This is a genomic window from Neoroseomonas lacus (assembly GCF_014644535.1).
GTDB lineage: Bacteria > Pseudomonadota > Alphaproteobacteria > Acetobacterales > Acetobacteraceae > Neoroseomonas > Neoroseomonas lacus.
On the sequence record NZ_BMKW01000005.1, the window covers coordinates 370,809 to 389,049 of the forward strand.

At 70.8% G+C, this 18,241-nt stretch carries 17 protein-coding genes; 11 read left to right on the forward strand and 6 right to left on the reverse strand.

What is annotated here, in order from left to right; translation table 11 throughout:
- Positions 1-97: 97 nt before the first annotated feature.
- Genes IEY36_RS12400 through IEY36_RS12415 form a run of 4 tightly spaced genes read left to right on the forward strand, consistent with a single transcriptional unit; the run spans position 98 to position 4,098 of the window.
- Complete coding sequence (locus tag IEY36_RS12400; protein ID WP_188967376.1) at positions 98-988, forward strand: DMT family transporter; 891 nt, start codon at positions 98-100, stop codon at positions 986-988.
- The gene (locus IEY36_RS12405) at positions 985-2,286 is read left to right on the forward strand and encodes an NAD(P)/FAD-dependent oxidoreductase (protein ID WP_188967377.1); all 1,302 of its coding nucleotides are present in this window, start codon (positions 985-987) and stop codon (positions 2,284-2,286) included. Before IEY36_RS12400 ends, IEY36_RS12405 begins: the two co-directional genes overlap by 4 nt.
- Positions 2,279-3,130: a hypothetical protein gene (locus tag IEY36_RS12410; RefSeq protein ID WP_188967378.1), complete on the forward strand. Its 852-nt coding sequence runs from the start codon at positions 2,279-2,281 to the stop codon at positions 3,128-3,130. Before IEY36_RS12405 ends, IEY36_RS12410 begins: the two co-directional genes overlap by 8 nt.
- A gap of 5 nt (positions 3,131-3,135) precedes the next feature.
- Complete coding sequence (locus tag IEY36_RS12415; protein WP_188967379.1) at positions 3,136-4,098, forward strand: hypothetical protein; 963 nt, start codon at positions 3,136-3,138, stop codon at positions 4,096-4,098.
- Positions 4,099-4,299: 201 nt separating this feature from the next.
- On the opposite strand, the gene cysN is transcribed toward IEY36_RS12415, so the two are convergent.
- Together cysN and cysD are read right to left on the reverse strand one after the other, a co-directional pair.
- Positions 4,300-6,165, reverse strand: a complete 1,866-nt coding sequence (gene cysN, locus IEY36_RS12420; RefSeq protein ID WP_188967380.1) for a sulfate adenylyltransferase subunit CysN — start codon at positions 6,163-6,165, stop codon at positions 4,300-4,302.
- Between the two features lies 1 nt (position 6,166).
- The gene (gene cysD / locus IEY36_RS12425; RefSeq protein ID WP_188967381.1) at positions 6,167-7,090 is read right to left on the reverse strand and encodes a sulfate adenylyltransferase subunit CysD; all 924 of its coding nucleotides are present in this window, start codon (positions 7,088-7,090) and stop codon (positions 6,167-6,169) included.
- Between the two features lie 116 nt (positions 7,091-7,206).
- On the opposite strand from cysD, the gene cysQ reads away from it, so the two are divergent.
- Complete coding sequence (gene cysQ / locus IEY36_RS12430; RefSeq protein WP_229681273.1) at positions 7,207-7,986, forward strand: 3'(2'),5'-bisphosphate nucleotidase CysQ; 780 nt, start codon at positions 7,207-7,209, stop codon at positions 7,984-7,986.
- On the opposite strand, the gene IEY36_RS12435 is transcribed toward cysQ, so the two are convergent.
- Positions 7,958-8,395, reverse strand: coding sequence for a PaaI family thioesterase (locus IEY36_RS12435; RefSeq protein ID WP_188967382.1), 438 nt, complete (start codon positions 8,393-8,395; stop codon positions 7,958-7,960). The genes cysQ and IEY36_RS12435 overlap by 29 nt on opposite strands.
- A gap of 124 nt (positions 8,396-8,519) precedes the next feature.
- On the opposite strand from IEY36_RS12435, the gene IEY36_RS12440 reads away from it, so the two are divergent.
- From IEY36_RS12440 to IEY36_RS12450, 3 genes are all read left to right on the forward strand, one after another.
- Complete coding sequence (locus IEY36_RS12440) at positions 8,520-9,269, forward strand: SDR family NAD(P)-dependent oxidoreductase (protein WP_188967383.1); 750 nt, start codon at positions 8,520-8,522, stop codon at positions 9,267-9,269.
- Between the two features lie 5 nt (positions 9,270-9,274).
- The gene (locus tag IEY36_RS12445; RefSeq protein WP_229681278.1) at positions 9,275-10,114 is read left to right on the forward strand and encodes a GNAT family N-acetyltransferase; all 840 of its coding nucleotides are present in this window, start codon (positions 9,275-9,277) and stop codon (positions 10,112-10,114) included.
- Between the two features lie 198 nt (positions 10,115-10,312).
- Positions 10,313-11,776, forward strand: a complete 1,464-nt coding sequence (locus IEY36_RS12450) for a hypothetical protein (RefSeq protein ID WP_229681274.1) — start codon at positions 10,313-10,315, stop codon at positions 11,774-11,776.
- Positions 11,777-11,807: 31 nt separating this feature from the next.
- Here IEY36_RS12450 and IEY36_RS12455 read toward each other — a convergent pair whose 3' ends face one another.
- A complete protein-coding gene (locus IEY36_RS12455; protein ID WP_188967385.1) occupies positions 11,808-12,341 on the reverse strand; it encodes a lipocalin family protein in 534 nt (177 codons plus the stop codon).
- Between the two features lies 1 nt (position 12,342).
- Positions 12,343-13,236, reverse strand: a complete 894-nt coding sequence (locus IEY36_RS12460; protein WP_188967386.1) for a polysaccharide deacetylase family protein — start codon at positions 13,234-13,236, stop codon at positions 12,343-12,345.
- A gap of 107 nt (positions 13,237-13,343) precedes the next feature.
- On the opposite strand from IEY36_RS12460, the gene cydD reads away from it, so the two are divergent.
- Together cydD and cydC are read left to right on the forward strand one after the other, a co-directional pair.
- Positions 13,344-15,020, forward strand: coding sequence for a thiol reductant ABC exporter subunit CydD (cydD, locus tag IEY36_RS12465; protein ID WP_188967387.1), 1,677 nt, complete (start codon positions 13,344-13,346; stop codon positions 15,018-15,020).
- The gene (cydC, locus tag IEY36_RS12470) at positions 15,020-16,690 is read left to right on the forward strand and encodes a thiol reductant ABC exporter subunit CydC (RefSeq protein ID WP_229681279.1); all 1,671 of its coding nucleotides are present in this window, start codon (positions 15,020-15,022) and stop codon (positions 16,688-16,690) included. The genes cydD and cydC overlap by 1 nt, the downstream gene beginning before the upstream one ends.
- 6 nt (positions 16,691-16,696) lie before the next feature.
- Here the strand turns inward: cydC and IEY36_RS12475 are convergent, their stop codons facing one another.
- Positions 16,697-17,170, reverse strand: a complete 474-nt coding sequence (locus tag IEY36_RS12475; RefSeq protein WP_188967389.1) for an Hsp20/alpha crystallin family protein — start codon at positions 17,168-17,170, stop codon at positions 16,697-16,699.
- Between the two features lie 96 nt (positions 17,171-17,266).
- On the opposite strand from IEY36_RS12475, the gene IEY36_RS12480 reads away from it, so the two are divergent.
- Positions 17,267-18,226 (forward strand): radical SAM protein, encoded by a 960-nt coding sequence (locus IEY36_RS12480; RefSeq protein WP_188967390.1) that lies wholly within the window; start codon positions 17,267-17,269, stop codon positions 18,224-18,226.
- Positions 18,227-18,241: the final 15 nt, after the last annotated feature.

Here is an 18,241-nt window from a genome sequence, read left to right on the forward strand (position 1 = left end):
CATCGTCGCTCTTGTGACGGCCGGCCTCATCGGGCATGGCTGACGCGCGTCGCCGCGACGTATCCGAAACGCGTCCCGCGATGCAGGTTCCGCCCCGATGAATCCGAAGATCCTGCTCGGCCTGGCCTTCGGCATTGCCTGCTCGATCATCTGGGGCGGCCATGCCGTGGTGGCGCGGCCCGCCCTGGCGGGGCAGGGGTTCCATCCGCTCGACCTCGCGGCGTTCCGCTACGGGCCGGCCGCCTTGCTGCTGGCGCCGCTGGCGTGGCGCGCGCGGGAGGCGCTGGCGCGCGTCGGCTGGTGGCGGTTGCTGGTGCTGGCGTCCTTCGGGGGCGCGCCGAACCTGCTGCTGTTCGTCTGCGCGCTTCTCTATGCGCCGGCCGCGCATGGCGGGACCATCGCGCCGATGGTGATGCCGATCGCCGGTGCATTGCTCGCCATACCGATGATCGGCGAATGGCCGAGCCGCGGCCGGGCGGCGACCCTCGCGGTAATGGGCGTGGGCGTGCTGATGATCGGCTGGGACGGCGTGACGGGCAATTTTCCAGGGGCCTGGCGAGGCGATATCCTGCTGGTGCTGGCGGGCACGACCTGGGCGATCTTCACCCTGCTGCTGCGCCGCTGGCAGGTGCCGGCCATCCCGGCGACGGCGGCGGTGACGATGATCTCCGCCGTGGCGGTGCTGCCGCTTTGGCTGCCCTGGCGGGCGGCGGCGGTGCTGGCGCTGCCGGCGGGGCCGCTGCTGGTGCAGTTCATTGCCCAGGGTGTGGCACTCGGCGCGCTGGCGATGTTCCTTTATGCGCGGTCGGTCGAGTTGCTCGGGCCGACGCGAGCGGCCACCCTGGGTATCATGGTGCCCGTGACCGCCCTTCTGCTCGCCGGCCTACTGCTGCATGAGCCGATCTCGCTCCTTCAGGGGCTCGGGGCGACGCTGGCGGCGGGCGGCATGCTGGCGGCCGTGCTGTTCACCGGACGGAAAACCACATGACCACACCGCCGATGCCGCCGACCCTGTGGGCCGCCACCGCGCCCGCCGCCCCGCCGACGGCGCCGTTGATGGGGGAGGCACGGACCGGCGTCGCGGTGGTCGGTGGTGGCTTCACCGGCCTGTCGACCGCGCTGCACCTGGCCGAGGCCGGGGTGCCGGTGACCGTGCTGGAAGCGGCCGAGATCGGCTGGGGCGCCTCGGGGCGCAACAATGGCCAGGTCATCCCGACGCTCTCGCGCATCGACCCCGATGACATCGTCGCGGCCGTCGCGCCCGAGAATGGCGGGCGGGAGAAGGGCGAGGCGCTGGTCGGGCTGATCCGCGACAGCGCCGCCTTCACCTTCGACCTGATCCGCCGCCACGGCATCGAGGCCGAGGCGGTCCAGAATGGCTGGATTCAGCCGGCGCATCGCGCGTCGCGGCTGAAGCTCTCGGCGGCGCGGGCCGAGCAGTGGGGGCGCCGCGGTGCGCCGGTGCGGCTGTATTCGCGCGACGAGATGGCGGCGCTGACCGGTTCGGTCCACTGGCATGGCGGCTGGGGCAACACGACGGGGGGGCGGATCAATCCGCTGGGCCTTGCGCGCGGCATGGCGCGGGTGGCGATCGGCGCGGGGGCAGTGGTGAACACCGGCAGTCCGGTGCAGGCGATCAGGCCGGTGCCGGGCGGTTGGGCGCTCGACACGCCGCGCGGCACGCTCACCGCCGAACGCATCGTCATCGCGACGCAGGCCTATACCGGGGATTTCTGGCCCGGGCTGAAGCGCACCATCGTGCCGGTGCGGTCCTACCAGATGGCGACCTCGGTGTTGTCGGACAACATCCGCAAGACCATCCTGCCGGAAGGCCATGCGCTGTCGGATACGCGGGGGGATCTGTACTTCTACCGCTTCGACGCGAATGGGCGGCTGGTGACCGGCGGTGGGCTGATGATCCCCTTCGGCTGGGACAGCCGCATCCGTGCGCGCATCGCCGAGCGGCTCCGCCGCGTCTATCCGCAGATCGGCGAAATTCGCTTCGACTACAGCTGGTGGGGCTATATCGCCGCCACCGCGGACAAGATGCCGCATGTCTATGAACTCGCCCCCGACGTGTTGAGCTGGACCGGCTGCAATGGCCGCGGCGTGGCGCTGGCGACGGCGTTGGGGCGCGAACTCGCCCGGGCGAGCAACGGGACCCCGCTGCGCGACATCGCCGCGCCGGTCGAGACGCGGCTGCGCACCATCGCGGGGCATGCCTTCCGCAGCATCGGCATTGCCTGGAATGTCGCCAAGGCGCGGCGGCTGGATGCCCGTGACTGAGGTCGTCCTCGCCACCTCCATCCCGCCTTCCATGCGCCGCCCGGCGCCCGGCGGCGAGGACTGTGGTCCGGCGTGGCGCGCGGCCTGCGCGGCATCCTGGGCGGCGCCGGGCTGGCGTGTGTTGTCGGTCAATCCGGCCGAGGAATTGGGCACGCTGACCAACCTGCCGGACGGTGTCTCGGCGGTGGCGGCAAAGCCTGGCGTGGCGGAGGCCTTCGGCCGGCCCGGCACCTGGGTGTGGGATGCGCTGGGCCAGGCGGTCGGCACCGGGGCCTCGGTGGTGGGCATCGTCAATGCGGATATCCGGTTCGACCTCGACGCTGGCCGACGTCATGCGCTGATGGCGCGGGCGCGGCATGGAATCCTCGCCTGCAATCGGATGGACCTCGGTCATCCCGGGCAGCAAGAGGGGCCGTATTATCGCTATGGGTACGACCTGCTGCTGATGCCGCGCGAACTTGCGATGATGCTCGACATGCGCGGCTTTGCCCTCGGCGTGCCGTGGTGGGATTACTGGATCCTGCTCGATGCCCTGCTGCACGGCCTGCCGGTCGAGGTCGTGCAATGCGCCGGCGTGCGGCACCTGTCGCATCGTGCGGCGTGGCAGCGGCCAGCCTGGCTTGCGGCGCTGCGCAGCATGATGGCGCATGTCGCGCCGCGCCGGGCGGCCTTGTCAGGCCTTGGCATGGGCAGCATCGCCGAGGCGACGGCGGATATGCTCGCGGCGGTGGCGGCTTCGCCTCAGGAGGGTTATCCCCTGTCCGAACTGGCCGAGACGGCGGGCACGCGCTTCGGCATCGAGGTGGTTCGCCTCGCCGAGCGCCAAGCCTGGACATTGGAATAGTGAGAATGGAAGCGGCCCACTGGCGACGGCGCCATGTGCACGACATGTTGTTCGGCATCGAGGGCAGCGGCTGGCATCCGGCCGAGCTGCGCGATGCCACCGGGTATCGCTGGAGCGGGCCGGGGCATTTCTCGGTGTTGCGCGTCCATCTGCCGGCCGGTGCGGGGCGTGGCGAGGCGCATCTCGCCCTGGTCGATCCCGAGCCGGTGCCTGATGTCGCGATCTTCCTGAATGGCCATCGGCTCGCGGTCACGCCGCGCCGGCTCGGCAGCATGGCGGTGCTCGACTTCGCCTGGGACGACGCGGCGATGGCCGGGGAGGTGCGCGCCGAATTCTGGTTCCATGCCGCTAAGCTGCGCCTGTTGCCGGCGCCGATGCAGGGCATGCGCGCGGTCGGCTTCCGCCTGTCGACCCTGGTGCTCGAGAGCGCCGCGGCGGGGCCCGGCGCGGCGGGCGACGCCTTGGCGCTGGTCGCCGGCCGGCGGTTCCTCGACGATCGCCTGCCGGTGATGACGGGGCGGGCGAGGATGGCCTTCCTGTCGGATGGCCCAGCCCGGATGCTCGACATGCGGCTGGAGGCGGCGCGGCTGGGGCCGACTCCGCAACCGCATCTCGCCTGCGCCTTCCGGGCGGAGGCTGAGGCGCTGCAACTGGCCGTGGCCGCGCCCGGCGGGCCGGCGCTGCAGGCTGCGATGAGCGCGGCGGGGGAACTTGGCCTGCCGGCCGGGCTGACGACGCGTGACGGGTTGCTGTTCGCCCGGCTGCTGACGGCGATGCCGGGGGCCTATGGCGCCTGGCTCGACGAGGCGATGGGCCGCGCGGCGCCGGATGTGGAGCTGCTGTCGGCGTGGCGGCGCAGCCTCGCGCGGCTGGCGCGGGCGGCGGAGGGGCTGCTGGCCGCGTCCATCGCCGATGGGCCGGACCCCTTCGCGGGGGATCCGGCGGCGCCGTTCATCTGGCCGAGGTGAGCGCGCTGGCAGGGGAGGGCCACCGCCCCGTCCATGCCGACGCGTTACTCATACCAACGGCACGAGGTTTTGACTCGTGTCGAGGCCGCGAATGCGGCCCACCGGGAGTCCGGCAAGAGCCAAGCAAACCGGAGGTTTGCGCCCGGCGTCTGAGGGCATGAACAGGCGAATGCCAATGGTCGACGAATTCGACCGTTGCTATCAGCAGGCGATACCGCGCGCGCGGAGCTGTTCGAGCACGGCGTTGGCGGATTCCTCGGCCGTGCTGCCGGCGGTCAGCAGATGCAGCTCCGGCGCCTCCGGCGGTTCGTAGGGGCTGTCGATGCCGGTGAAGTTCTTGATCTCGCCGGCCTTGGCCTTGGCGTAGAGGCCCTTGGGGTCGCGCTTGATGCAATCCTCGATCGGGGTGTCGACGAAGACCTCGAGGAATTCGCCCTCCGCCAGCAGGTCGCGCACCATCCGCCGTTCCGCCCGGAAGGGCGAGATGAAGGAGGCCAGCACGATCACGCCGGCATCGACGAACAGCTTCGCCACTTCGCCGACGCGGCGGATGTTCTCGACACGGTCGGCCGCGGTGAAGCCGAGGTCGCGGCACAGCCCGTGGCGGATGTTGTCGCCGTCCAGGCTGTAGGTCTGGCGCCCGGCGCGATGCAGCGCCTGTTCGACGATGTTCGCGATGGTCGACTTGCCCGAGCCCGACAGGCCGGTGAACCACAGCACCATCGGCTTGTTGCCGACCAGCGCGGCGCGCGCCGCCTTATCCACCGTGAAGTGCTCGTGGTGGATGTTGGACGCCCGGCGCAGCGGATAGGCGACCATGCCGGCGGCTGCGGTGCGGTTGGTGAAGCGGTCGACCAGGATGAAGGCGCCGGTGGTCCGGTTGTCCTCGTAGGAATCGATCGGGATCGGCTGCCCGGCGGAGAAGTTGCAGAAGCCGATCTCGTTCAGTGAGAGGCGCCGCGCGGCGTGTTCCTCGAGCGTGTTCACATCCACCCGGTGACGGATCGAGGTGATCGAGCACGGCGTCCAGATATTGCCGATGCGCATGAGGTAGGAGCGGCCGGGCAGCATCGCTTCCTCGTCCATCCAGATCAGATGGGCGGCGAACTGGTCGGCGACGGGGGGGCGGTCGGCGGTGTGGACGAGGATGTCGCCGCGCGCGACATCGACCTCGTCCTCCAGCGTCAGCGTGACGGCCTGGCCGGCTTCGGCGACGGGCAGGTCGCCATCGGCGGTGACGATGCGCGCGATGCGCGACGTCTTGCCCGAGGCGGCGACGACCACCTGGTCACCCGGTGCGACGCGTCCCGACGCGATGGTGCCGGCGAAGCCGCGGAAATCGAGATTCGGCCGGTTGACCCACTGCACCGGGAAGCGGAAGGGCCGCACCGCGAGGTCCTGCGCGACGTCCACGTGCTCGAGATGCTGGATCAGCGTCGGGCCGTGATACCAGGGCATGTTGCCCGACGGCGTCGAGACGTTGTCGCCGAAGCGCGCGCTGATCGGCACCGGCACGATGCACCGGAAGCCGAGTTCCGAGGCGAAGGTGACGTAGTCGCCGACGATGCGGTCGAAGGTGTCCTCGTCGAAATTCACCAGGTCGATCTTGTTGACCGCGACGACGATATCGCGGATGCCGAGCAGCGAGCAGATGTAGGAATGCCGCCGCGTCTGCGTCAGCACGCCTTTGCGCGCATCGATCAGGATGACGGCGAGCGACGCGCTGGACGCACCCGTCGCCATGTTGCGCGTGTACTGCTCATGGCCCGGCGTATCGGCGACGATGAAGGCGCGCCCCGGCGTCTGGAAGAAGCGGTAGGCGACATCGATGGTGATGCCCTGCTGGCGTTCCGCCTCCAGCCCGTCGACCAGCAGCGCGAGGTCGATGTCGTCGCCGGTAGTGCCGTGCTTGCGGCTGTCCTTGGTGATGGCGGCCAGCGTGTCCTCGAAGATCAGCTGGCTGTCATACAGCAGCCGGCCGATCAGCGTGGACTTGCCGTCGTCGACGGAGCCGCAGGTGATGAAGCGGAGAAGCTCGCGGTGATCCGGTGCGCGATGATGCGTCATCTCAGAAATACCCCTCGCGCTTCTTCTTTTCCATCGAGGCTTCCTCGTCGGAATCGATCAGCCGTCCTTCGCGTTCGCTGGTCTTGGCGGCGCGCATCTCGGTGATGATCTCGGGCAGCGTCGTGGCGGTACTCTCAACCGCGCCGGACAGCGGGTAGCAGCCGAGGGTGCGGAAGCGGACCATGCGCATCTCGGGCGTCTCGCCGGGTTCGAGCGGCAGGCGGTCGTCATCGACCATGATCCAGGTGCCCGAGCGCCGCACCACCGGCCGCATCTTGGCGAAGTACAGCGGCACCATCGGCAGATCCTCGGCGAGGATGTAGTCCCACACGTCGTATTCGGTCCAGTTGGACAGCGGGAAGACGCGGATGCTCTCGCCGTCGCGGATGCGGGTGTTGAACAGCGACCACAATTCCGGCCGCTGCGCGCGCGGGTCCCAGGAATGGCCCGGGCCGCGGAAGGAGAAGATGCGTTCCTTGGCGCGGGATTTTTCCTCGTCGCGCCGCGCGCCGCCGAAGGCCGCGTCGAAGCCGTGCTTGTCGAGCGCCTGCTTCAGCCCCTCGGTCTTCATCACTTGTGTGTGCAGCGAGGAGCCGGAATCGATCGGGTTGATGCCGCGGGCGATGCCGTCGGGGTTGGTATGGACCAGCAGTTCCATGCCGGTCCTTTCGGCCATCATGTTGCGGAAGGCGATCATCTCCCGGAACTTCCAGGTTGTGTCGACATGCAGCAGCGGGAAGGGCGGCTTGCCCGGCGCGAAAGCCTTCAGCGCGAGGTGGAGCATCACCCCGGAATCCTTGCCGATGCTGTAGAGCATGACCGGCTTGCGGAAGGACGCCGCGACCTCGCGGATGATGCCGATGGATTCCGCTTCGAGCCGCGCAAGATGCGGGGTCAGCGGGGCTTTCGTGGAGGTGCTCTGCACGGGTCCCTCACCATGATGACAGCGCGGCGAAAAACTTGTGCAGCGCAGCGAAGCCTCTTCCCATGACAGCCCGATCCGCGCAAGTTCCACAGCCTATGATTGTGGAGCCTCGCCGCGTGAACACCGATCCAGTTTCCCGGATGCGCTTGGCGGAGTGTTTTGCGGCGATCGCCGAAGTCGCCGGGGAGCGCATCATGGCGGTCTATGGCACGGCCGCGTCCGAGTCCAAGGCCGATGGCAGCCCGGTGACCGAAGCCGACCTCGTCGCGCATCAGGTGATCCTGGAGGGCCTGGCGCGCGACTGCGCCGGCATCGCCGTGGTGTCCGAGGAGGATGCCGCCCACCGCACACCCGACGCGGCCGAGCGCTTTATCCTGGTCGATCCGCTCGACGGCACGCGGGAATTCATCTCCCGCAATGGTGAGTTCACCGTGAACATCGCGCTGATCGAACAGGGTCGTCCGGTGGCCGGTGTCGTCTTCGCGCCGGCGCTGGGGCGGCTGTGGATCGGCGCGGCGGGCGCCGGGGCCCGCAAGCGCGCGGCCGGTGATGCGCCATGGCAGCCGATCGGCTGCCGGCGGCCGGGCGAGACGGGGGTCGTCGCGGTCGCCAGCCGATCGCATCTCGATGCAGCGACCGAGGCATTTCTTGCCGGGCAGACGGTCGCGGGGATGCGCTCGATGGGCTCGTCGCTGAAGTTCTGCCTGGTCGCCGAGGGCGAGGCGGATGTCTATCCGCGCTTCGGCACCACGATGGAATGGGACACCGCGGCCGGGCAAGCGGTGCTGGAAGCCGCCGGCGGCCGGGTGCTGACGCCCGAGGGCGCGTCCTTCCGCTATGGCAAGGCCGACTGGCGCAACGGCCCCTTCATCGGCTGGGGCGCCGCGCCGGGCTGACCGCGGTCCAGGAGGGCGTCACATGGGCGGCGACCTCCTCCGACGCTTCCGATCGGATCAGCACCTCGCCCACGATGATGCGGCCGTGCTTGAGGATGCGCGCCTCGGCCAGGACCGGGCCGGGGGCCAAGCGGCGCAGGAAATGGATGGTCAGGCTGGTGGTCAGGCTCTCATCCTTGCCGCCGGTGATGCCGAGCAGCGCCGCCCACATCGCCACGTCGGCCAAGCCCATCAGCGCGGGGCCGGAGACGGTGGCGCCGGGGCGCAGCAATTCCTCGCGCCAGGGCAGCCGGCACAGGGCCGCACCGTCGGCGGCCGAGACCACCTCGATCCCCCAGGCGGCGGCGAGCGGTACGCCCTGATGCACCACCGCCTGGATGGCGGCGGGGGAGGGCGAAGGGTCGTCCATGCGATCTCTCCGGCGGTGGGGGCGCGGATGCTGCCCGAGCGCGGTCGGCTTCGCCATCCCGCCCGGAGGCTGGCCTCCCCGGCGGGGCGATGCGAGCATGGCGGCGATCGCAAGGATGTTCAGCATGACGGAACTCGCCGGACAGGTCGCCATCGTCACCGGCGGCAGCCGTGGCATCGGTGGTGCCATTGCGCTGGCCTTCGCACGGGCCGGGGCGGATATCGCCTTATGCCATCTCGATGATACGGAAGGCGCGGCGGCGACCGCCGGGGCCATCACGGCGCTGGGCCGGCGCGTGTACCAAGAGAGTTTCGACGTTGCCGATGGCGCGCGGCTGCGCGGCTTCATCGCCGCCGCCGAGGCCGCGCTCGGCCCGCCCGACATCCTGGTGACCAATGCCGGGATCAATCTGCGCGGCGCCTTCGAGACCCTGCCGGAGGAGACGTTCCGCCGCGTGATGGACGTCCACTACATGCACACGGTCACCGCTGCGCAGGCGGTCTACCCCGGCATGGTGGCGCGCAAGCGGGGGCGGATCATCACCATCTCCTCGCAGCTCGTCTTCAAGGGGGCGCCGAACATCGTGCCATACTGCGCGGCCAAGGGGGCGATTCTCGCCTTCACCCGCGCCCTGGCGCTCGAGGCCGCGCCGCATGGCGTGCGGGTGAATTCCATCGCGCCGGGCCCGGTGGACACCGCCCTGACCCAGTCGCGCGGGCCGGAATGGCGCGCGATGATCGAGGCGTCGCTGCCGTCCGGGCGGCTCGGCGTGCCGGAGGACATCGCGCCGACGGCGCTGCTGCTGGCCGGGCGCGGCGGGGATTTCTACATCGGCGCCTGCCTGTCGCCCAATGGCGGGGATGTGATGCATTGAGCACCGTGGCGGTCCGCACCATGCGGGCGGCGGAATTGCCGCTCGCGCTCGACTGGGCGGCGGCGGAAGGCTGGAATCCCGGCCTGGCCGACGCCGCCTGCTTCCTTGCCGCCGATCCCGACGGGTTCCTGATCGCCGAACTGGCGGGCGAGCCGGTCGGCTGCGTTTCAGCCGTGCGGTACGGCGATGGCTTTGGCTTCCTGGGCTTCTACATCGTGCGACCTGGGTTTCGCGGGCAGGGCCACGGGCTGGCGCTGTGGCAGGCGGCGATGGCGCGGTTGCGGCCGGGCGTGGTGGGGCTCGATGGCGTGGTGGCGCAGCAGGCGAATTACCGGCGCTCCGGCTTCGACCTGCTGCACCGGAACATCCGCTATGCCGCCGCCGCCCCGCAGGCGCCGAGCATGGTGGGCGCGCCAGCGGTGGTCGATGCCGCCAGCGTGCCTTTCGCTGCCATCGCGGCCTTCGACCGCCGCCACTTCCCGGCCGCGCGCGAGGCCTTCCTGCGCGGCTGGATCACCGCCCCCGGCCATGTCGCGCGCGTCGTGACCGGTGCGCAGGGGCTGCGCGGATTCGCGGTGCTGCGGCCGTGTCGCGAGGGCTCGAAGATCGGGCCGCTGTTCGCGCAGGGACCGGAGATGGCGCGGGCGCTGTTCGCCGATCTGCTGGCAGCGGCACCGCCCGGGCCGGTGTTTCTCGACATGCCGGAGCCCAATGGCGATGCCCTGGCCATGGCGCGCGAGGCCGGCATGACGCCCGCCTTCGAGACCGCCCGCATGTATGCCGGGCCGGCGCCGGCCCTGCCGCTGCACGACATCTATGGCATCACCAGCTTCGAATTGGGGTAGGGCGGATCACCTGCTGGTCGGATCATCCTGAGGCGTGACGATGCTCGTCAGGGAATGCCGGCGAACACCGCATGCTCGGCTGACACGGCGGCGCGATTGACCCCCGTGACCCGCAGGCGCTAGCGCTGTCGCGTACCGAACAGGGGATGCACCGCGATGCTTCGGCCGAACACCCGCCAGGCGACCCGACCCGCTGCCATGCTAGCCGCTGCGTTGCTGGGTTTCGCGATCCTTCATCCGCTGCCGGCAATGGCGCAGCAACCGGCTGCGCCACCGGCGATGGAACTGGCCGATGCACTGTCGCAGCCAGCCATGGCGGTCGACACCGCGCTGGCGATCGAACTCGCCCCCGGCCAATCGGCCTTCATCCGCCTGCCCGACGGCGCCGGCGACCTGGTGGCCGAGACGCGCAACCTCACCGGTGATGCCGATACCGTCATGGCCCTGCTCGATTCGCAGGGTCGTGTGCTCGACGAGGATGATGATGGCGGGGAGGAGAACCTGTCCTCCCGCATCGAGATCGGCGCCGAGCAGCGCGGGCCGCTGTTCCTGCGCCTCGGCCTGCTCGAGGGCGGCGGTGGGCGTTTCGACCTGACGCTGGCCCAGGCGCCGGCGGCCGACCCCAAGGCGCCGGCGCGCACCCTCGCCGAGGCGGCGGGCCGCGCGCCGCTTGTCGTGGGTGAGCCGCAGCACGTCACGCTGCGCGGCCGGCAGGAGGCCTATTTCCGGATGCCGGCCAATGCGCCGGACCTGCTCGCCGTCACGCGCGGCCTCGCTGCCGGCACCGACACGGTGTTGACCCTGATGGATGCCAATGGGCGCGAACTCGGCAATGACGATGATGGCGGGGACGAGGAACTCGCCTCGCGCCTCGAAGTGCCCGGGGCGCAGCGGCGGCCGCTGTTCCTGCGTGCCGGGACGATGGGTGGCGGCAGTTTCGAGCTGGTCCTGCAGCCCGACACGGCGCCGCCCGGCCCCAGCTTCCCGCGCTCCCTGCGGGAGGCGATGGCGGCGCCGGCGCTGGCGGTCGGCCAGTCGGTGTCACTGCGGCTGCGGCGCGGCCAGACTGCGGTGTTCGGCCTGCCGGAGGGTGACATCGCCGTCTTCACCCGCAATCTGCGTCGCGGCGCGGATACGGTGCTGACGCTGCTCGACGCGCAGGGCCAGGAAGTCAGCGAAGATGACGATGGCGGCGGCGGCCTCGCCTCCCGCATCGAGATCGCCGCAGGGGATCCGCGGCCGGCCTTCGTCCGGGCGCGGGTGATCGGCGACGGGGCCGGCGAGTTCGACATCATGGTCGAGGCCGATACGGCCGGGCCGCCCACCTTCCCGACCTCGCTGCAGGCGGCACAGGCCGCGCCAATGCTGCAGCCCGGCGCGGCGGTGCCGATCCGGCTGCGGCGCGGCCAGTCGGCCTATTTCATGCTGCCACCTGGCGCGCATGTGGCGGCTACGCGGGAGTTGCGCGACGGGACGGATACGATCCTGGAACTGCTCGACGCCAATGGCCAGATGCTTGCCGAGGATGATGATGGCGGGGACGGGTTGGCCTCGCGCCTCGCGATAGACGGCACGAACAAGGGCGGCGCCTTCCTGCGCGCCGGGGTGCTCGGGGACGGCGCCGGTGCGTTCGAGCTGATCCTGCTGCCGTCGGGACGGTGACGTCGAGCCGGTCCGGGTCGCCGGACCGGCGCTAACCGCCGGGCTGCGGCGTCCGCCGCAGGCGGTTGGTGTCGAAGCCTTCCCGGGCGGCGATCGCCACCGCCGCGGCGTAGTCGGCCGGCGTCATCTGCGGGGTGCGCGACAGGACCCACAGGTAGTCGCGCCCCGGTGCGCCCACCACCGCCCAGCGGTAGTCGGGGTCGAGCCCGATCACCCAGTAATCGCCGTAGAACGGCCAGAAGAACGACACCCGCAGCCTGTCATTGTCCGGCGCGGCGCTGTAGGCGACGCCTTCGGCGACGCGCGGCGCACCACCGGCCAGGCCGTTGCGGCAGCGGTTCACCACATCGATCCTGCCGTCCGGTCGCGCGGTGTAGGTCGCGGTCACATCGTCACAGCGCAGGCTGCCGCTGTCCTGGAACGAGGTCGGGAAGCGCGCCACCTCGTACCAAGTGCCGACATAGCGTTGCAGATCCACCGTGCCGACGGTGCGCGGCGTGGTCGGGCCGGGTTCGGTGACGCAGGCGCCGAGCAACAACGGCAGGGCCAGCAGAAGGTGACGCATCTCAGCCTCCAGGGACCAGTCCGGCGGGCTGGGACCGGACATGGTCGAACACCGCGCCCGCGGTGGTGACCCAGACAACGGCGCGCCGCGCCGAAAGATGCATCAGCGCGCGCCGCAACTGTCGCAGCCGATAAGGCTGGCCAACCAGGTACGGATGCAGCGCGATACCCATCACCTGCGGCCGGCCATCGGCGACCTGATGCAGGCGCTCCTCGAAATCGTCGATGATCATGTCGGCGAACTGCGCCGCGCCATCCTTGCGCACGGCGATCGCCGGGATGTCGTTGACCTCCTGCGGGTAGGGAATGGCAAGGAGTCGGCCGGCGCGGGTGCGCATCCAGACCGGCGCGTCATCGACGCACCAGTTCAGCGTGTAGCCATAGCCCGACTCGACCAGTAGGTCGGGCGTGATGCGGCTCTCGGCGATCCAGGGCGAGAGCCAGCCGCGCGGCGCGGCGCCTTCGTGGCGCAGGATCGCGGCGGTGCTCTCGGCAATCAGGCTGCGTTCCTCGGGCTCCGGCAGGGTGGACTGGCGCTCGGAATTGGTCCGGCCATGGCCGGCGATCTCGTCGCCGCGGGCGCGATGCGCGGCGACCAGCCCCGGCGCGTAGTCATACATCGCGCTGTTCAGCAGCACCGTCGCCGGGAAGCCGGTCTCTTCCAGCAAGGCCAGCAAGCGCCACGCGCCGACGCGATTGCCATAGTCCCGCCAGGCGAAGTTCAGCACATCCGGCTGCGGCCCACCGGGGGCGAGTTCCGCGCCCAGCCCTTCCCCGAAGGCGAAATGCTCGAGATTGACGCCGAGATAGACCGCCAGCCGCGCCCCGCCCGGCCAAGCATAGGACGGCCGGTCCGGCCAGGCGTGGTAATCGTAGCGCCCATGGGTGATCAGCATCCGGGTCTCCCTTCCTGCCCAGCCGTGATGGGGCCGGTCCTGGGTTACCGCAAGCGTCCCGCCGGGCGTGATTTCGGCGCCAAGCGATCTCGGCTATGCTGCACCCCATGGCGACCCCTTCGACGGGCGCGGAAGCTGCTGCCGCGTCACTCCTGAAGCGGGAGGCGCGTTCCGAGCGTGCCCGCCTCATTCCTCCGGTCCTGCTCGGCCTTGGCATCGCTGCCTGCGGTATCGCGCAGGCCTTCCTGCTGGCGCGGCTGCTGGCGACCCTGCTCGGGCGGGGCGATGCCGGCTGGCCGGACCTCGCCGCGGCGGCCGCGCTGGCGTTGCTAATGGCCGCCCTCGGCATCGCCCAGGAACGCGCGCAGCTCGCCGCCGGGGAGGACGCGAAGGCTCGGCTGCGCGCCGCCGCCTTCGCCCGGTTGCTCGCCATCGGCCCCGCCGATGACCGCGCCGTGGGCGAGAAATCCGCCCTGGTCGTCGAACGTATCGAAGCGCTGGAGGGTTATTTCGCCCGCTGGCTGCCGGCAGCGATGCTCGCCATCCTCGCGCCGCTGATGGTCGCCGCCGCTGCCGCCGCCGCGGACCTGGTGAGCGGGCTGATCCTGCTCGGTGCCGGGCTGTTGGTGCCGGTGGTGCAGGCGCTGACCGGCATCGGCGCGGCGCAGGCGAGCCGGCGGCAATTTGCCGCCCTGCAACGCCTGTCGGGCCGCTTCCTTGACCGCATGCGCGGCCTGCCGGTGCTCGTGCTGTTCAACCAGCAGCAGGCCGAGGCCTTGCGGCTCGGCACGGCGGCCGAGGAGCTTCGCCAGCGCACCATGCGGGTGCTGCGCGTCGCCTTCATCTCGGCCGGCGGGATGGAACTGATCATCGCCGCGACGCTGGCCTCGCTCGCCTATCACCACGGCGCGCTGGTGCGCGGCACGCATCCGACGCCGGTCACCGCGCTGTTCGCCCTGCTGCTGGTGCCGGCCTTCTTCGCGCCGCTGCGGGCCTTCTCGGCGGCCTATCACGAACAGCTTTCCGCCCGTGGCGCCGCGGCGGACCTCGCGCCGCTGCTCGATGCCCCGGAACCCGAAGGCCTGCTGCTCGAGGAAGTGCCGCCCAAGGTGACGGTCACCTTCCATGAGGTGGTCCTCACCTATGCGCCCGACCGACCGCCGGCCTTGGATGGCCTCGGTTTTCGGGTGCTGACCGGCGAAACGCTGTTGCTGACCGGCCCCTCGGGCTCGGGCAAGACCAGCGTGCTACGCCTGCTGATGGGCTTCCGCCGGCCCGACAGCGGGCGCATCGCCATCAATGGCCGTGACGCGACCCTACTCAAGCCGGCCGAATTGCGCCGGCTGTCCTCCTATGTCGGCCAGCGCGCCTTCATCTTCCGCGGCTCGATCCGCGACAATATCCGCTTCGCCCGGCCCGACGCCGATGACACGGCGATCGAGACGGCCGCCCGCGCCGCCCAGGTGATGGAATTTGCCGCCGCCCTGCCGCAGGGCCTCGACACGCAGGTGGGTGAGGGCGGCTTCGGCCTGTCCGGGGGCCAGGCGCAGCGCGTGGCCGTGGCGCGCGCCTTCCTGCGCGACACGCCGCTGGTGCTGCTGGACGAGCCGACCGCGCATCTCGACCCGGGCACCGAGGCGATCGTGTTCGAGGCGGTGCGCCGCCTGTGTGTCGGCCGCACCGCGATCGTCGCGACGCATGCCCGTGCGGCGCGCAACATCTTCGGGCAGGTCCTGGAATTGCAGGCCGGCCGCGCGGGCCCGGCACGGATGGCAGGCGAGTGATGCGGCGCGATGTGATGCGGGTCCTCGGCCTGTGGCGCGGCCATGCCGGCTGGTTGCTGGCCGGTGTCGCCGTGGCGGTGGTCTCGGCCCTGGCGGGAGTGGCGCTGCTGGTGCTGGCGGCGCGGGTGATCTCAGGCGCGGTGGCGCAGGGGCAAGGTGGCGCCGTGGCGCTGACCGGCTTCGGCTTCACCGCGCTGCTGTGGCTGCGGCCGGTGATGCTGTTTCGGCCGGTGGCGCGCTACCTCGAACGGCTGGTCACGCATGAGGCGACCTTCCGCGCCCTGGCGATGATGCGCGTGTGGTTCTTCACCCGCCTCGCCCAGCGCCTGCCGGCTGGGCTCGGGCTGCGCCGCGCGGGGGATCTGCTGGGCCGGCTGGTGGCGGATGTCGAGGCGTTGGACGGGCTCTATCTCCGCGTCATCGTGCCGGGGGCGGCGTCGCTCGCCGTGGTGCTGACCCTCGCGCTGATGGTGGGTGCGGCGCAGCCGGGGCTTGCCGCCATCCTCGCCTTGCCGCTCGCGGCCGCCTTGGCCTTGCCAGTGCTGCTCGCCCCCGCGGCGGCGCGCGCCGGCACCCATGTGGCCGAGGCGCAGGGCGCGCTGCGCAGCGCCGTGGTCGAACCCCTCACCGGGCTGGAGGACACGCTGGCCGCCAATGGCGAGGCACTGGCCGGGCGGCGCGTCGCCGCCGAGGGCGGGGCGCTGGCCCGGGCGCAGTCGGCGTTGGCGCGGCGTGCCGCCTGGGGCGGGGCGATGGGCTCGCTGCTGACGCAGGTCGCGCTGCTCGGTTCGGTGGCCTGGGCGCTGTCGACGCGGGAGCAGGCGCTGGCGGTGGGGTTGATGGCCATTTTCCTGGCGATCGCCGCGGCCGAGGCACTTGGGCTGATGCCGCGGGCCGGCGCCGCGCTGGCTGCCGCCGCCGCCGCCGCGCATCGGCTGTTCGAGGCCGCCGACACGCCCGAACCCGTGCCTGACCCCGCTGTGCCGGCCGCACCGCCGAAAGGGCATGCGCTACGCTTGTCGGGCGTGACCTTCGCCTGGGCGCCGGATCGACCGGCGGTGTTTGACGGGCTCGACCTCGATGTGCCGGAAGGGGCGCGCATCGCGCTGCTGGGGCCGTCGGGGACAGGCAAATCCACCCTGGCGGCGCTGCTGCTGAAATTCGCCGCGCCGCAGGCGGGGCTGATCACCCTTGGCGGGGTCGAAATCGCGACGTTGGCCGCATCTGAACTGCGCCGCCGCGTCGCTTGGCTGACCCAGGATGCCCGGCTGTTCGACGACACCATCGCGGCGAATCTGCGGCTCGCGGCACCCGAGGCCAGTGATGCGGCGCTGTGGCAGGCGCTCGACCGCGCCCAGGTCGGCGATGTGGTGCGCGGCCTGCCGGAAGGGTTGGAGACGGTCTGCGGCGAGGCCGGTGGCCGCTTCTCGGGTGGTCAGACGCGGCGCATCGCGCTGGCGCGAACGCTGCTGTCTCCCGCGCCGGTGCTGATCCTCGATGAGCCGGCGGCGGGGCTGGATGCCGATACCGAGCGAGCCTTCCTGGCTACGCTGGACGAGGCGACAGCGGGGCGGACGGTGATCCTGATCCTGCACCGGCTGATCGGTGTCGAACGGCCGACCCGCATCCTCCGCCTGGTCGGCGGCCGGGCGATCCCGGCCACCGGATGAGGCCGTTCAGGCCGGCGGCGCGCCGTTTCCGCTGATCGGGATACGGTTGACCGAAGGCGCTGCTTCCGGCGGCCGTGGCAGCGTCACGGTCAGAACACCCTTGTCGAAGCCCGCATGCGCCTTGGCCGGGTCTGCGGCCCAGGGTAACCGAAGGCTGCGGCGGAAGCTGCCATAGGAGCGTTCGGAAAGGTGGACGCCTGCCTTTTCCTCAACCTTCTCCTGCTGTTTCTGCCCGGAGAGCGTCAGCAGATCCCCTTCCAGGGAAACCTCCACATCCTTCTCGTCAATGCCGGGCAACTCGGCGGTGACGACGAGGCCCTGGTCGGTTTCCTTCATCTCGACGGATGGGGCGAAACTGGCGAGCGGCGCCGATGCTGCACCGCCGAACATTTGATCGAAGACCCGGTTCACCTCGCGCTGTAACGTTGTCAGCGCATCGGACGAAGATTCGGAACGGAACATGGGAAGACGAGGCAACATGGTTCTCTCCCTCCTTGTCACCTGGCCCGTCGGGGCCATTGAAACCTCGTCTAACCTGTCCGCCCAACCTGCGCCTTGCCATGGATCAAGCCCCGCATGACTGCGCCTATCACCATGCGGCCGAAGTCGCTCGACCCGGCCAAGTTCCGCGACCCCGTCGTGACGGCGAAGGGGGAAACGCGCGCGAGCGTGGGTCTGGCCGGCCTGCGGACGCTGTGGGTCAATACCGGCACGCTGTGCAACATCACCTGCCGCAACTGCTACATCGACAGCAGCCCGACCAATGATGCGCTGGCCTATTTCACCCTGGGCGACTTGGTGGCCTATCTGGACGAGGCCGCCGCGCTCGGCGCGCCGCTGACGGAGGTTGGCTTCACCGGCGGCGAGCCCTTCCTGAACCGCGACCTGCCGGCGATGCTGCGGGAGGTATTGCGGCGCGGACTGTCGGCCCTGGTGCTGACCAATGCGATGAAGCCGATGATGAACCATGCTGCGGCGTTGTCCGTTCTCCAGGCGGAATTCGGCGCGCGGCTGACCATGCGGGTGTCGCTCGACCATTTCGAGCCGGCCTTGCACGACATCGAACGCGGCGATGGCGCCTACGCCAGGACGATGGAGGGCCTCGCCTGGCTGGCGCGGCAGGGGTTCACCATCCATGTCGCGGGACGGCTCGCCTTCGGCGATGACGGGGAGGCGGCGATGCGGGCCGGCTATGCGGCCCTGTTCGCCGCGCGCGGCATCCCGGTGGATGCTGGCGACCCGGTCGCGCTGATGCTGTTCCCCGAGATGGATGCCGAGACCGATGTGCCGGAAATCACGACGGCCTGCTGGGGTATCCTGCGCAAGTCGCCCGACAGCCTGATGTGCGCCTCGGCGCGCATGGTGGTGAAGCGGCGCGGCTCGGCCGGGCCGGCGGTGCTGGCCTGCACGCTGCTGCCTTACGATCCGCAGTTCGAGTTGGGGGCGACCTTGGCCGAGGCATCGCGGCCGGTGGCGCTGAACCACCCGCATTGCGCGACCTTCTGCGTGCTCGGCGGCGCGGCCTGTTCACGATGATCGTGCGATTCCCCT

Coding starts and splice junctions, on each gene's coding strand:
- IEY36_RS12405 (WP_188967377.1), top strand. CDS start 985: ATGACCACACCGCCGATGCCGCCGACCCTGTGGGCCGCCACCGCGCCC.
- cysN (WP_188967380.1), bottom strand. CDS start 6,165: ATGACGCATCATCGCGCACCGGATCACCGCGAGCTTCTCCGCTTCATC.
- IEY36_RS12435 (WP_188967382.1), bottom strand. CDS start 8,395: ATGGACGACCCTTCGCCCTCCCCCGCCGCCATCCAGGCGGTGGTGCAT.
- cydC (WP_229681279.1), top strand. CDS start 15,020: ATGCGGCGCGATGTGATGCGGGTCCTCGGCCTGTGGCGCGGCCATGCC.
- cydD (WP_188967387.1), top strand. CDS start 13,344: ATGGCGACCCCTTCGACGGGCGCGGAAGCTGCTGCCGCGTCACTCCTG.
- IEY36_RS12460 (WP_188967386.1), bottom strand. CDS start 13,236: ATGCTGATCACCCATGGGCGCTACGATTACCACGCCTGGCCGGACCGG.
- IEY36_RS12480 (WP_188967390.1), top strand. CDS start 17,267: ATGACTGCGCCTATCACCATGCGGCCGAAGTCGCTCGACCCGGCCAAG.
- IEY36_RS12450 (WP_229681274.1), top strand. CDS start 10,313: ATGCTAGCCGCTGCGTTGCTGGGTTTCGCGATCCTTCATCCGCTGCCG.
- IEY36_RS12400 (WP_188967376.1), top strand. CDS start 98: ATGAATCCGAAGATCCTGCTCGGCCTGGCCTTCGGCATTGCCTGCTCG.
- IEY36_RS12440 (WP_188967383.1), top strand. CDS start 8,520: ATGACGGAACTCGCCGGACAGGTCGCCATCGTCACCGGCGGCAGCCGT.
- IEY36_RS12475 (WP_188967389.1), bottom strand. CDS start 17,170: ATGTTGCCTCGTCTTCCCATGTTCCGTTCCGAATCTTCGTCCGATGCG.
- IEY36_RS12415 (WP_188967379.1), top strand. CDS start 3,136: ATGGAAGCGGCCCACTGGCGACGGCGCCATGTGCACGACATGTTGTTC.
- IEY36_RS12455 (WP_188967385.1), bottom strand. CDS start 12,341: ATGCGTCACCTTCTGCTGGCCCTGCCGTTGTTGCTCGGCGCCTGCGTC.